The organism is Azospirillum aestuarii, assembly GCF_016632405.1.
In the GTDB taxonomy this organism is placed as follows: domain Bacteria; phylum Pseudomonadota; class Alphaproteobacteria; order Azospirillales; family Azospirillaceae; genus Azospirillum; species Azospirillum aestuarii.
Genome location: NZ_JAEPIV010000007.1, coordinates 79473 through 93556 on the forward strand (window position 1 = coordinate 79473; position 14084 = coordinate 93556).

Here is a 14084-nt window from a genome sequence, read left to right on the forward strand (position 1 = left end):
AGCGAACGAGGCAACAGATCCTGCACAGTGTTGTGCCCGTATCACATCATACGTTCTGGGTAAGCTGTGCGCTGGTGGCAAATCCCATCGATTTTTATCTTTCAACTCCGCCATGAAGCGCGGCGCTCGGAAAAAGAACAGGGCATCGTGATGCAACGAATTCACGCACTCAATCTTAGGGCATTGAAATGAAAAGAATATGGAAAGCCGCAACACATTCGAAAGTCACAGATCGACGCGCCTTAAAAACCAAAATCGAACATTGTTGATTGTGCCGTTGAAAATCCATTTGTCATATGCGTAACGTCAAGGGCAATGCCTGCCAAGCCTCCCGCCTGATCTTTGGAATTTTGACTCGATTCGCCTCTTCAATGGCCGGATTGTCCGGATTGACCGGCATGGACGCTTCCTATATAGCCGCTGGACCCTTCGCCGTTTCAAAACCGCCGGCGCACACGGAAAAGGAAAGGCGCCGCGCGAGGGAGGGTTTGAATGTCACGGTCGGACGGCAAATAATTCAGTAGGCCGTCCTTTACTCCCGCAGACCCGAAGTGCTCCGTGGAATCAGAAGACAACGATCACCCCATCACCGAAGCCCCCACGCCGCCCGACGAGGGTGAGGACACGGTTTCCGTCTATGGTCCCTATCCAGAAGGCCGGGATCGGGTCTGCTGCATCGTCGGCATCGGCGCCTCCGCCGGCGGGTTGGAAGCGCTCCAGCGCTTCTTCGACAACGTGCCGGGGGAGAGCGACCTTGCCTATGTGGTGGTCCAGCATCTGTCGCCGGTCCACAAGAGTCTGATGGTCGATCTTCTGGCCAAGCACACCGCCATGTCGGTGGTGCAGGCAGCGGACGGCATGCCGGTGGAGCGCAACACGGTCTATCTGCTGCCCCCCGCCAAACACTTGGCCATCGAGGACGGGCGTCTGATCCTCACCCCCAAGGAGACCGCCGGCGGCATGAGCCTGCCCATCGACATCTTCTTCACCGCTTTGGCCAAGGACCAGGGGCCGCGGGCGATGGGCGTGGTGCTGTCCGGCACCGGGTCCGACGGGACGCGCGGGCTGCTGGCGATCAAGTCGGCGGGCGGGTTCGCCGCGGCGCAGGACCCCGAATCGGCGCAGTTCGACGGCATGCCGCGCAGCGTGATCGCCACCGGACAGGTGGACGCCGTGAAAACGCCGGACAAGCTGCCGGGCTGCCTGATCGAGCATGCCGGCCGTGTGCAGTCCCGCAACCTTCCCGCACCGGCCCGACAGCAGGACCGCGACAACGATCCGCTGGCGCAGATCGTCGCGGCCATCCGTTCCGTCACCGGCGTGGACTTCTCGCATTACAAGCTGGCGACCCTGTTGCGCCGGATCGAGCGGCGGATGCACACCGCCGGCCTCGACTCGATGAACGACTACGCCGCCCTGCTCCGCCGCAACAGCGCCGAGACGGTCAGCCTCTACAAGGAAATGCTGATCGGCGTCACCCGCTTCTTCCGCGACGAGGGCGCCTTCGCCTCCCTGGCCGACAAGGTGATCCCCACCCTGCTGGCCAAGCGCAGCCCCACCGACATGGTGCGCGTGTGGGTCTGCGGCTGCGCCACCGGCGAAGAAGCCTACTCCATCGCCATCCTGTTCGCCGAGGCGCAGGAACGGATGGGGCGGTCCTTCGACGTCAAGATCTTCGCCACCGACATCGACCAGGACAGCATCGAAACCGCCAGCTTGGGCGAATACCCGCGCTCCATCGCGGAAGACGTCTCGCACGACCGACTGACCCGCTACTTCTCCGCCCGCGGCGATCGTTATCTGGTGTCGCGCGACATCCGCCGCATGGTGGTCTTCGCCGCCCACAACATCATGCGCGATCCGCCCTTCACCAAGATCGATCTGGTGAGCTGCCGGAACCTGCTGATCTACATGGACTCGCCACTTCAGCGGAAGGTGCTCAGCCTGTTCCAGTACGCGCTGCGGCAGAGCGGCTTCCTGTTCCTCGGCACCAGCGAGACGCTGGGCGACCTGTCGGCGGAGTTCCACGTCCTGGACAGCCGGAACAAGCTGTTCCAAAGCCTGCGCACCGGGACCCACCGGCTGCCGCGGCTGCTCGTCCCCACCGTCGCCGCCCCGGTGCACCGTCACGGCGACGAGATCCTGTCGCAGGCGCAGGAGGAAGGCGCCGCCATCGACGAGGCGATCTCGACCCTGATGCGGGCCTATGTGCCGCCCAGCCTGCTGGTCAACGAACAGATGAACATCATGCATGTGTTCGGCGAGGCGTCGGCCATCCTGAAGGTGCCACCGGGCGAGGCCACGCTGAACGCGCTGAAGCTCCTGCCCTCCTCGGTCTCCATGGTGGTGGGGACCGCGCTGACGCGGGCCTTCCGCTCCGGCGAGGAATTCGCCCTCTCCAACATCCCGGTCAAGGACCGCGAGGGGCTGCCCGCCGTCAGCCTGCGCGTGAAGCCCTTCGTCGCGCGCAAGACCGGCCGGCGCTTCGCGCTGATCGTGCTCGACCCCAGCGCCCCGGCGCTGGCCCTGCCGGACAGCGACTTCGACTTCGACACCGACACCGCGGAGCGCATCCGCGGGCTGGAGCAGGAACTGGTCTCCCGCGGCGAGAATCTCCAGGCCACGATCGAGGAGCTGGAGACTGCCAACGAGGAGTTGCAGGCGACCAACGAGGAGCTTCTCGCCTCCAACGAAGAATTGCAGAGCACCAACGAGGAGCTGCAGTCCGTCAACGAGGAGCTGTATTCCGTCAACGCCGAGTATCAGGCGAAGGTGGAGGAGCTGACGGAGGTCACCAACGATCTGGACAACCTGCTGCGCTCGACCGAGATCGGCACGGTCTTCCTGGACAGCGGCATGGTGATCCGGCGCTTCACCCCGGCGGCGGCCCGCTTCATCAACATCATCCCGCGCGACGTCGGGCGGTCGATCTCGCACCTGTCGACCAACATCGACTACCCGGATTTCCTCAAGGACATCGAACGGGTCTTCCACGACCACAACCCTGTGGAACGCCACGTACCGGTGCGCGGCGACCGCTGGATTCAGACGCGAATCCTTCCCTACCTGACCGAGAAGAACCATGTCGCCGGGGTGGTCGTCACCTTCGTGGACGTCACCGAGACCAAGGCGGCGGAACACCGGCTCCAGACCGTGCTGGACAGCCTGCCGGAGCATGTCGCGGTCATCGACTCCGATGGCGCCATCACCATGGTCAACCACGCCTGGCGCGTGTTCGGCGAGAAGAACGGCGCGCCGGCGCTGGAACGCTGCGGTCCGGGCACCAATTATCTTGATGTCTGCAGCGCCGAGGAAGGAACCGAAGGCGAAGACATCGCCCGTGCCGTGAACGACGGGTTGCGCCGGATTCTGTCCGGCGACATCGAGCAGTTCACCATCGAATACCCTTGTCATTCCGACAGGGAGGAGCGCTGGTTCATGATGCACGCCTGCCGGCTGGCCGGTTTGTCGGGGGGAGCGGTGGTCAGCCACATCGACATCACCAACCGGAAACGGATGGAACTGAGCGCGAGCGGACGTCGGCAGGGTCAACGCCAGCAAGGCGGCCCAACCGCCAAGGACACGGCGGCCGGGGGCGGGGCGTGAACGGATTTCGCAACGAACGCCTTCGCAAGCGCGCGGAACAGGCCCTCAACTCGGGCGGCTTCGAAGGGGCGGAAGTCTCCGCGACCACGCTCAAGGAGGTCTTGCACGAGCTGTACGTGCATCAGGCCGAACTGGAGATCCAGAACGAGGAACTGCGCACCGCCCAGCAGGCGCTGGAAGCCTCGCGCATCCAGTATCTCCAGCTGTTCCAGTCGGTGCCGCTGGCCTGTTTCACCGTCAACGCCGCGGGCATCATCTGCGAGGCCAACGTCGCCGCGGAGCGGCAGTTCGGCCTGCCGCTCCGCCGGCTGAAGGGCCGCCCGCTGACCCTGATGGTGGAGTCGCTGGACCACGGCCGCCTGTTCACGGCGCTGGCTCGGCTGCGCGACTCCGGGCAATGGACGCGCCAGGAATACACGTTCGTCGGCGCCCACAGCGCCATCGACGGGCTGACCGACGCCCGGCTCGTCGAACTGGAGCTCGGGCCGGACGGCGTCGACAAGGGCGACGTCCTGCTGACCATCACCGACGTGACGGAGCGCAACGCCTGGGTCGGCGAGCTTCAGGGCGCCCGCGACGAGGCGGAACGCACCCGCGCCGCCTACCATCACATCCTGCAGGCGGTGGCTGACGGCATCTGCGGGCTTGACGCGCGCGGCGCCGTCACCTTCGTGAACGCCGCGGCCCAGTCGATGACCGACTTCGGCGCCAGCGAGCTGGTCGGCCGCGCCTTCGCGACCCTGATCGGCGGCGGCGCGGAGGAGGAAAGCCGGCGCGCCCTGACGCTGTCGCTGGCCGACGGACTGGTCCGGCAGGTGGCGAACGGGCGCCTGCGGCGCCAGGGTGGTGAGGCTTTCGTGGCGGAGCTGACCATCTCCCCGATTCTCCAGAACGGGACGATCACCGGGGCGGTGGTGGCCTTCCGCGACGTGACCGCCCGCCGCGCCGCGGAACAGGCGCTGGCGGAGAGCGAGCGGCGCCACCGCACGCTCGTCCAATCTCTGTCCGAAGGGCTGGTCATGCGGTCTGGGGACGGCACGGTGATGGTCGCCAACGCCATGGCCGAGCGGCTGATGGCCGGGCCGGCGGACGTGCTGCTCGACCCCCTTGCCCGCCCCCTCGAAAGCCGCAAGCCGGGTGACCGGACGGGCCGCGCGGCCCGGCGGCGCTTCATCGGCGCCGACGGCTCCCGGCTGACCGGACTGCCGCCCGCCGCCAAGGCGGTGGACAGCGGGAAGCCGGTGGTCGAGCAGATCGTCGGCATCGCCGAGGGTGACGGGGCGGCGGCCCCGACGCGCTGGCTGCGCGTGTCGAGCCACCCGGTGCCGGGCGCCGATGGACGACCCGAGGCGGTGGTGTCCAGCGTCACCGACATCTCCGCCATCAAGTCGATGGAGCGCGACCTGAACGTGGCGCTCGACGCGAAGGAACGTTTCATGGCGGCGGCCAGCCACGACCTGCGCCAGCCGGCCCAGGCCCTGACCCTGCTGTCCGGCCTGCTGCTGAAGGAGCCGATCCCGGAAGACGCGCGGCGCATCGCCACCCAGCTCCGCGACACCGTCGCTTCGCTCGGCGGGCTGCTGGACTGCCTGCTGGACATTTCCAAGCTGGAGGCCGGTCTCGTCACCCCCCACAGCGCGCCGGTGGAGGTGGGGTCGATCATGGATCGGCTGCACGGGGAGTTCCGGGCGGTCGCCGCCTCCTCCGGGCTGACGCTGCGCACCGTGCCGGTGCGGCTGAGCGCCTGCACCGACGGCGGGCTGCTGGAGCGGGTGCTGCGCAACCTGCTGACCAACGCCATCCGCTACACGCGGCAGGGCCGCGTGCTGTTCGGGGCGCGGCGGCGCGACGGCATCCTGCGGTTCGAAGTGTGGGACACCGGCATCGGCATTCCGGACAACCAGCTCGACCGGATCTTCCAGGACTTCTACCAGATCGGCAACGCCGCCCGCGACCGGCGGGAGGGGCTGGGCATGGGGCTCAGCATCGCGCGGCGCCTCGTCCACATGCTGGGCGGCACCATCGAGGTGACCTCGACGTCGGGCAAGGGCTCCTGCTTCGCCGTCACGCTGCCGCGGGGCGCCATTCTCGACCAGCGGCACTGCGGCGACTCGCCGGACGACTCCACCTCGGCAAGCGGCGAGGCGGACGGCGACGCCTCCATCCTGCTGGTCGAGGACGACGCGGTGATCCGCATGGCGCTGGCGCTGATGCTGGACGGCTGGGGCTACCGGGTGACCGAGGCCGGCTCGGTCGCGGAGGCGCTGGAACTGGTGGACGGCGCGCTGGCGCCCGACCTCGTGTTGACCGACTACCGCCTGCCGGACGGCGACACCGGGCTGATGCTGATGGACACGCTGCGCCGCCGCTTCGGTCCCGACCTGCCGGGGGTTCTGCTGACGGGCGACACCTCGTCCGACCGGCTGCGCGAGGCCGCCGGCGCGCAATGCGCCCTGCTGCACAAGCCGATCCAGCCCGACGACCTGCGCCGCACCGTGCGCGCCAGCCTGGAGCACCGCGATGCCGAGACGGAGCCGACCTAACAGCGGCCTTTGCCCCCTCCCCGGCGCTCTCCCTCGGAAAGGGGGATCGTTGGGGAGAAGGCAACGCCCGCACTACGGACGCTCAAGATCGGCCTGGGTGGCACGCTTCAGGTGGCTCAGCCGCTCCTCGGCCTCGTTGCGGGCGTAGGGACCTTCCACATCCATGCCGAAGCTCACATAAAATCCGTCGGCCTGGGCGAGGTGGGTTCCGACGGGCAGATACTCGTCCGTGGGCTCGTCGTTGCCTACGATCGCACCGCTCCGGATTTCCACGATGTGCGCCATGACCCGCTCCCCCGCCGCCGTTGGTGGATGCCAAACGGGTTCAACGGCGGGGAGCCCGTCAGGGTTCCTTACGCTTGCCTCCGTCGCGAGAGGCGGCAGCGTCGCTCCCACCCTTCCGTCACCGGACCGTTCGCGGTGAAAGGGGAGATTGGCAGCCATTCATGGCGGAGTCCTTGCGCGGACCGTTCCGGGGGCTATGGTACGCCCCACCGTTCATTCCGGCCTGAACCGAGACCATGACCGACGCCTCCAACGACCACGCCGTCTTCACCCACCGCGAAATCATGCGGGTGTTCAGCGGGGTGGCGCTCGCCATGCTGATGGCGGCGATGGACCAGACCATCGTCGCGACGGCCCTGCCGACCATGGCCCACGACCTGGGAAGCCTGGAAAACCTGCCCTGGGTGGTCACCGCCTATCTGCTGGCATCGACCTCGACCACGCCGATCTACGGCAAGCTGAGCGACCTCTACGGGCGCAAGCGGGTGCTCCAGGTGGCGATCTTCCTGTTCCTGATCGGGTCGGTGCTATGCGCGCTGGCGCAGAGCATGGGACAGCTCATCCTGTTCCGCGGCATCCAGGGGCTGGGCGGCGGCGGCTTGATGGCGCTGGCCTTCACCATCATCGGCGACGTGGTTGCCCCGCGGGAACGCGGGCGCTACCAGGGCTACATCGGCGGCATCTTCGCCCTGTCCAGCGTGGCCGGGCCGCTGCTGGGCGGCGTCTTCACGGAACAGTTGAGCTGGCACTGGATCTTCCTCATCAACCTGCCGCTGGGCGCGGCGGCGCTGCTGATGACCAGCCGGGCGCTGGACCGTTTGCCGGCGGGGCGGGCGAAGCCGACCATCGACTATCTGGGGGCGGCGCTGCTGATGGGCACGGTGACCTCGCTGCTGTTCGTGGTGTCGCGCGCCGGGGTCGCCCTTCCCTGGACCTCCCCGACGATCCTCGGCCTGTGCGCGCTGGGCCTCGCGATGCTCGCGGTCTTCCTGTGGCACGAGCGACGGGTGGAGGAACCGATCCTGCCGCTCCACCTGTTCCGGGTACCGGTGGTGGCGGTCGCCAACCCGGTGGTGGCGGTCTCGGCCATGGTGCTGTTCGCCGGCATCGTCTATCTGCCCCTGCGCTCGCAGCTCGTCGCCGGAACCAGCGCCACGACGTCGGGCTTCCTTCTGCTGCCGATGGTGCTGGGCATGGTGCTGGGGGCCGGGGGCGGCGGTCGGCTGATCTCCAAGTCCGGCCGCTACAAGGTCTTCCCGCTGGCCGGGCTGGCGCTGGCGGCGGCGATGTATCTGGCGCTCGGCCTGTCGCCGACGGTGTCGGAAAGCGGGCTGTGGTCCACGCTGATCCTGGTTCCGCTGGGCATCGGGCTGGGGTTGGTCATGCCGGTGATGACGGTCGCCGTGCAGAATGCGGTGGACCGGCGCGACCTGGGTGCGGCCACGGCGTCGGTCGGCTTCTTCCGCTCGCTCGGCGGGTCGGTCGGGGTGGCGGTGTTCGGCGCGGTCTTCGCCGCCGACGTCGAGGCCCGGCTGAACGCCGCCGGCCTGCCCGGCATCAGCGGGCGCGAGGTGATGGAGCGCGGCCCGTCCGCCCTGTCCAGCCTGCCCCCCGCCGCCCGCGACGCCGCCCAGTCGGTGTTCGAACACGGCTTCTCGACGCTATTCCTGCTGGCCGCCGGGCTGGCGGTGGTGTCCTTCGTGCTGACCCTGTTCCTGAAGGAGCTTCCCCTGCGCTCCGCCGCCGACGCCACCAAGGCCGGGGCGGAGGTTGCCTGAGGACCGGGACCGCCCTACGCCTTGTCTTCGCTGGGGAAGTGCCGGCCTTCCCCCAGCTTGTCCTCGATGTAGAGCATGTTGACCAGAACCAGCATCACGACCGCGAAGGGCGTGGCCAGGAACATGCCCATCAGCCCGAACAGCACGCCCCCCGCCGCGATGGCCGCAATGGTGATGACGGGGGGCAGGTCCACCACCTTCTTCTGCATCAGCGGCATGACGACGTTGCCCTCGACCTGCTGGATCGCCAGGTAGAGCAGCGCCACCCACAGCGCGTCCTGCGGCGATTGGGCGAAGGCGATGAGGATCGCCGGGACCGCCGCCAGGAACGGGCCGATCAGCGGAACGAACTCCAGGAGCGCCGCCAGCAGGCCCAGCGCCGGGGCGCTCGGGATGCCCAGCAGCAGCAGGCCCGCGGTGGTCAGAACGCCGACGATGGCCATGGCCGAAAGCTGCCCGATCAGCCACTTCCACAGCGAGTCGCCCATCACGTCCATCACCTCCCGCGCCCGCTCGTGGCCGCGCGGCGGCACCAGCAGGATGACGCCGCGCCGGTAGACGCCGGGCGAGGCCGCGAGGTAGATGGCCGTGAACATCACCACCACCAGATCGCCCAGGAAGAACATCACGCTGGAGGCGACCGTCTGCAGCCGGTTCAGCCAGGAGGAGGCGTCCTGTCCCTGCTTCATGATCTGGTCGCGCAGCGAACCGGGAAGCTGCTGCACCGCACCGGAGATCTGCTGGGAGAACTGGTCGAACTGGCTCACCACCGATTGGCCCATCAGGACGCCGCCGCCGATCAGAAGCACCGCCAGCAGCAACAGCACGACGCCGAGCGCCCAGCCCTGCGGCAACCCGGTGAAGCGCCGCACCAGCCCGGCGATGCGCTGGAACAGGATCGCCAGAAGCACGCCGGCGAAGACCAGCAGCAGCGCGTCCGCCACCTGCCAGGCCAGGAACAGCGTCCCCAACACGCCGGCGGCGATCAGCATCTTCCAAGTGAACAGCTTCAGTTCGGTCGCGGTGTTCCGCCCGGCGGTCGCCGGCTGCCCGGCCTGAATGGGGGCCTGTCTGGTCGCGTCCATCGATTCTTCCCGCCGTGTTGCCACCGGCATGCCGGTCCGATGGACAAACGCCGCCCGCAGGAAAGTGTTGCACCGCCACCCCGCTAGCACCTTCGTGCTAATACGCTTATCCGAATGCGCGCGGACGGTTGGCACCCCATATCATGTCTGACGCCAAGGAGTCATTCTCGCTGATGTCACCTCAAAAGCCCGCCGGCAACGGCGGGCTCTTTTCTTGTGGTGGGCTTCAACCGGCATCCGGCGGGAAGACGATGCCGACCCTCAGCCCCGGTCCGTTGTCCTCCAGCCGCAGCGACGCGTCGTGCAGCCGGGCCACCGCCTCCACCAGGCTGAGCCCCAGCCCGTTCCCCGGCGAGGCCCGCGCGGTATCGAGCCGGACGAAGCGCTCCAGCACCTTCTCCCGCATGTCGGCGGGGATGCCGGGACCGTTGTCCGCCACGGTGATGCGGGCGGACTGCCCCGGCGCGGTGCCCTCCAGCAGCAGCGTGATGCGTCCGCCTTCCGGCGTGTATTTGATGGCGTTGTCCAGCAGGTTCGACACCGCCTGGGCGAGCAGTTGCTCGTTCCCGCGCACGGTCGGCTCAGCCCGGATGTCGGTGACCAGGATCAGACCCTTCTCCTCCGCCACCGGTTCATAGAGGTCGGCGGCCAGCCGGACCACGTCGGCCAGCCGCACCGGTTCCAGCGCCTTGCGGTTGGCGCCGGATTCGGCCTCGGCGATGGACAGAAGCGCGGTGAAGGTGGCGAGCAGCCGGTCGGCCTCCAGGATCGTGTCCTGCAGCACGGCGCGGTAGACCTCCGGGTCGTCGGTCTCGCGGATCAGCGCCAGCTCGACGCGGGAGCGCAGGCGCGACAACGGCGTGCGCAGGTCGTGCGCCACGCTCTCGGTCACCTGCCGCATGCCGGTCATCAGCCGTTCGATCTGGTCCAGCATGGCGTTGAGGTTGCCGGCCAACCGGTCGATCTCGTCGCCGCCGCCGCCGCGCGGCACCCGGCCCGACAGGTCGCCGGCCATGATGCGGTGGGTGGTGCGGTTGATCGCCTCGATCCGGTGCATGGCGCCGCGCGCCAGCAGCAGGCCGCCGCCCAGCCCCAGCACCACCGTCACCAGGAAGACCCAGCGCAGCGACACGACCATGCGCCCGCGGAGCTGGTCCAGTTCGCTCATGTCGCGGCCCACCAGGAGGCGGAACTGGCCGGGCAGGACGAAGCTGACCGCCATCGCGGTGGAGGGCCGGTTGTTCACCCCGCCATAGTCGGAAATCTTGAAATGGGTCCAGCCGCCCGGCTCCGGCGTCGCGTCGGGCCAGCCCGACAGGTTGCCGGCCAGGATGACGCCACCCGGCGTGGTCAGCAGATAGATGGAGTTGGTGTGCGAATAGCCGCTGCGCTCGCGCACGGAGTCGACCAGCCCGCGCAGGCCGGCGCTGCGGTACTGGTCCTGAAGCCCGGCGACCTCCAGCGCGATGGTAGCGCCGATCTCCTCCTCCAGGAATCCCGCGGTGGAGCGGTAGACGACCCCCAGGATCACCCCGACCGAGATGATGAACAGGCCCAGATACAGCAGGGCCAGCCGGAACGGCGTCGTGCGCAGAAGCCGCAGGGTGGGAATCGCCGCCTTCACGCTCCCCCGCTGGCCACCATGGCCGCCACCATCATTGCGGCGCCCGCAGGCTGTAGCCGGCGCCGCGCACCGTGTGGATCAGCGGCGTCGGGAAATCCTTGTCGATCTTCTGGCGCAGGCGGGCGATGTGCACGTCGATGACGTTGGTCTGCGGGTCGAAGTGATAATCCCACACATTCTCCAGCATCATGGTGCGGGTCACCACGCTGCCGGCGTTGCGCATCAGATATTCCAGCAGGGCGAACTCCCGCGGCAGCAGGTCGATCGACTTGCCGGCCCGCCGGACGTTGCGCGACAGCAGATCCAGTTCCAGGTCGGCGACCGAAAGGCGGGTCTGCGGCTGGGCGGCGCTGCGGCGGCGCACCAGCACCTCGATCCGGGCAAGCAGCTCGGAAAAGGCGAAAGGCTTGGTCAGGTAATCGTCGCCGCCGGCCTTCAGCCCCTTCACCCGGTCATCGACGCTGCCGAGCGCGGAGAGGAACAGCACCGGCGTGTCGTTGCCGGTGGCGCGCAGGATCTCGACCAGCGACAGCCCGTCGCGGCCCGGCAGCATGCGGTCCACGATCATGACGTCGTAATGCTCGGAGCCGGCCAGGAACAGCCCCTCCTTGCCGTCGTTGGCGGCGTCCACGACATGCCCGGCCTCCTTCAGCCCCTTGGCGAGGTAGGAGGCGGCCTGCTGGTCGTCTTCGATGACGAGGACTTTCATGAGCATGAGACTACCGCATCCTTCCGACGGTCAAAAGATGAATGCCCTCGCACCTCCGGCGAGGGGAAAGGGCCAAACGAAACGAAGGGGGAGGATGTCCGCGCGGCGGGGGCTCGCACCGCGGACACCCTCCACCCCGTCACACCAACGACGGGAGGATCGCCGGTGTTTTCCAGCGTCACGCCTTGCCGAGCTTCAGCGGGACGAAACTCTCGTTGCCGCCGCGGTTGACCAGCAGCAGGACCGCCTTGCGGCCATCCTTCTCGGCCTCGTGCAGGCTCTTGGTCACCTCCGCGGGAGACGTCACCGTGTGGTCGCCGACCTTGACGATCACATCGCCTGGACGGACGGCCAGATCACCGGCCTGCGGCGACACCGAGGTGACGACCACGCCCTTCACGCCCTCGCCCAGACCGAGGCGGCTGCGGGCCACACCGTCCAGCGGGGCCAGCTTCAGCCCCTTGACGGTCTCCACCGCGCTGTCGGCGGCGGGACCGGTCCCCTCGGCGGCGGCCATGCGCTGCTCGGCCGGCAGCGGCGCGATGTGGGCGGTCAGCGTGGTTTCCTTGCCCTTGCGGACCACGGTCATGTCCACCGTGTCGCCGGCCTTGGTGTCGGCCACCCGGCGGGTCAGGTCGCGCAGCGTGTTCACCGGCTTGCCGCCATAGGCCAGGATGACGTCGCCCTGGCGGACGCCGGCCTTGGCGGCCGGGCTGTCCGGGGTCACCTCGGCGACCAGGGCGCCCTTGGGCTGGGAGAGGCCGACCGACTCGGCGATCTCCGGCGACATCTCCTGGATCTTCACGCCCAGCCAGCCGCGCTCGACATGGCCGTTCTCCTTCAACTGGGCGACGACCTGCTTGGCGATGTTGGAGGGAATGGCGAAGCCGATACCGACCGAGCCGCCGTTGGGCGAATAGATGGCGGTGTTGATGCCGATCACCCGCCCGTCCAGGGTGAAGGTCGGACCGCCCGAGTTGCCGCGGTTGATGGCGGCGTCGAGCTGGAGATAGTCGTCGTAGGGGCCGCTGTGGATGTCGCGTCCGCGGGCCGAGATGATGCCCTTGGTCACCGTGCCGCCCAGACCGAAGGGGTTGCCGACGGCCATTACCCAGTCGCCGACGCGGGCGGCGTCGCTGTCGCCCCAGTCCAGCGCGGGCAGCGCCTTGTCGGACTTCACCTTCAGAAGCGCGATGTCGGTCTTGGCGTCGCGACCGACCAGCGTCGCGGGCAGCTCCGTCCCGTCCTGGAGCGTGACCTTGATCTCGTCGGCGCCGTCGATGACGTGGTTGTTGGTCACCACATAGCCGGCCGCGTCGATGATGAAGCCGGAGCCGAGCGAGCCGACTTTGCCGCGCGGCTGGCCTTCGGATTCATCGTCCGAACCGCCGCCGGGGTCGCCATTTTGGCCGAACTGGTCCTGGAACTGGCGGAAGAACTCCTCGAAGGGCGACCCCGGCGGGAAGCCGGGCATGCGCGGGTTGCCGCGCTCGGCCTTGGCCTGCTGGGTGGTGGAGACGTTCACCACGGCGGGCGACACCTTGGCCGCCAGATCGGCGAAGCTGCCCGGTGCGTTTTGGGACAGCATGTTTTGCGTCAGAACGCTTTCGGCGGCCGTGGCGGTGGACTGGTTGGCGATCAGGAACGGACCGGTCAGTATCGTGGTGCCGAGGAGGACGGCGGCGATGGTACGCCGCACCCGGCTTGACCGCGGGGCGCGTCCGGCGTTGGCGGGGGTGGACATCGGTTGCTCTCCGTGACTGGCATGCGTTGTTCGTTGCCCTCAAAGTAGCGGGCACCGAGTCACGGGGGGCTTGCAGGCGGATTAAAAGTTTTTCAGGGAGGGACTATAAATCCGCGCCGCTTACAGCGCCGATCGGGCCGTGCGTAGGCGGATGGTCGCGGCCTGCTGGCGGACGCGGTCGAGATGCGGGTTGATGGCCAGGGCGGCGTCGAAGGCGCGCAGCGCGCCCGCCGGCTGATCGATGGCGAGGTAGACGAGGCCCAGACCGGCCAGCGCTCCGAAATGCCGCGGTTCCAGCGCCAGCACGCGGCGGATGTCGCGCACCGCGGCGTCGTAATCCCCCAGCATGTATTCGGCGTTGGCCCGCTTGTTCCAACCCTCGGCGTAGGTCGGGTCGGCGGCGACCACCTGATCGAAGGCGGCCAGCGCGTCGCCATAGCGGTCGGCGTTCAGGCTCTGCACGCCGTGGTGCATCAGCACGATCAGGTCGTCGTTGGGATGCTCCAGCCAGACGTCCCAGATGCGGTCCTCGACCGCCTCCGCCGCGACCGCATCGCCGGCGGTCCGCAGATCCTGGAATAGCCCACCGAGTCGCGCATCCTCCTGCCCTGCCCAAGCCCGCGAACCGGGGCCGGAAGCGCCGAGGAGCAGAAGGGCCAGGAAGGCCACGGGCAAGAAGATTCTCTGGGTCATTCCCAAAAACTGGGATG

General features: G+C 68.2%; 9 protein-coding genes. 3 read left to right on the plus strand and 6 right to left on the minus strand.

The annotated features are described in order from the left end of the window. Positions 1–558 precede the first annotated feature (558 nt). Together JJL56_RS33935 and JJL56_RS15090 are read left to right on the plus strand one after the other, a co-directional pair. A complete protein-coding gene (locus tag JJL56_RS33935) occupies positions 559–3606 on the plus strand; it encodes a chemotaxis protein CheB (RefSeq protein WP_200485540.1) in 3048 nt (1015 codons plus the stop codon). Next, complete coding sequence (locus JJL56_RS15090) at positions 3603–6149, plus strand: PAS domain S-box protein (RefSeq protein ID WP_200485541.1); 2547 nt, start codon at positions 3603–3605, stop codon at positions 6147–6149. The genes JJL56_RS33935 and JJL56_RS15090 overlap by 4 nt, the downstream gene beginning before the upstream one ends. 72 nt (positions 6150–6221) lie before the next feature. Here the strand turns inward: JJL56_RS15090 and JJL56_RS15095 are convergent, their stop codons facing one another. Then, positions 6222–6434, minus strand: coding sequence for a hypothetical protein (locus tag JJL56_RS15095; protein WP_145626446.1), 213 nt, complete (start codon positions 6432–6434; stop codon positions 6222–6224). 236 nt (positions 6435–6670) lie between these two features. Between JJL56_RS15095 and JJL56_RS15100 the strand changes: the two genes are divergently transcribed. After that, the gene (locus tag JJL56_RS15100) at positions 6671–8212 is read left to right on the plus strand and encodes an MDR family MFS transporter (RefSeq protein ID WP_145626445.1); all 1542 of its coding nucleotides are present in this window, start codon (positions 6671–6673) and stop codon (positions 8210–8212) included. A gap of 14 nt (positions 8213–8226) precedes the next feature. Here the strand turns inward: JJL56_RS15100 and JJL56_RS15105 are convergent, their stop codons facing one another. The 5 genes from JJL56_RS15105 to JJL56_RS15125 all read right to left on the minus strand — a co-directional run bounded on the left by JJL56_RS15105 (position 8227) and on the right by JJL56_RS15125 (position 14043). Further along, a complete protein-coding gene (locus JJL56_RS15105) occupies positions 8227–9297 on the minus strand; it encodes an AI-2E family transporter (protein WP_145626444.1) in 1071 nt (356 codons plus the stop codon). Between the two features lie 226 nt (positions 9298–9523). Then, complete coding sequence (locus tag JJL56_RS15110; protein ID WP_200485542.1) at positions 9524–10921, minus strand: ATP-binding protein; 1398 nt, start codon at positions 10919–10921, stop codon at positions 9524–9526. 31 nt (positions 10922–10952) lie between these two features. Then, positions 10953–11630 (minus strand): winged helix-turn-helix domain-containing protein, encoded by a 678-nt coding sequence (locus tag JJL56_RS15115; RefSeq protein WP_145626520.1) that lies wholly within the window; start codon positions 11628–11630, stop codon positions 10953–10955. Between the two features lie 178 nt (positions 11631–11808). After that, the gene (locus JJL56_RS15120) at positions 11809–13374 is read right to left on the minus strand and encodes a DegQ family serine endoprotease (protein WP_200485543.1); all 1566 of its coding nucleotides are present in this window, start codon (positions 13372–13374) and stop codon (positions 11809–11811) included. Between the two features lie 120 nt (positions 13375–13494). After that, on the minus strand, positions 13495–14043 hold the full coding sequence (locus tag JJL56_RS15125; RefSeq protein ID WP_247889487.1) for a tetratricopeptide repeat protein: 549 nt from the start codon (positions 14041–14043) through the stop codon (positions 13495–13497). Positions 14044–14084: the final 41 nt, after the last annotated feature.

What these genes read in the sequence shown, in the direction of transcription:
- JJL56_RS15115 (WP_145626520.1), bottom strand. Translation starts at nt 11,630, where the DNA reads ATGAAAGTCCTCGTCATCGAAGACGACCAGCAGGCCGCCTCCTACCTC.
- JJL56_RS15095 (WP_145626446.1), bottom strand. Translation starts at nt 6,434, where the DNA reads ATGGCGCACATCGTGGAAATCCGGAGCGGTGCGATCGTAGGCAACGAC.
- JJL56_RS15100 (WP_145626445.1), top strand. Translation starts at nt 6,671, where the DNA reads ATGACCGACGCCTCCAACGACCACGCCGTCTTCACCCACCGCGAAATC.
- JJL56_RS15120 (WP_200485543.1), bottom strand. Translation starts at nt 13,374, where the DNA reads ATGTCCACCCCCGCCAACGCCGGACGCGCCCCGCGGTCAAGCCGGGTG.
- JJL56_RS15105 (WP_145626444.1), bottom strand. Translation starts at nt 9,297, where the DNA reads ATGGACGCGACCAGACAGGCCCCCATTCAGGCCGGGCAGCCGGCGACC.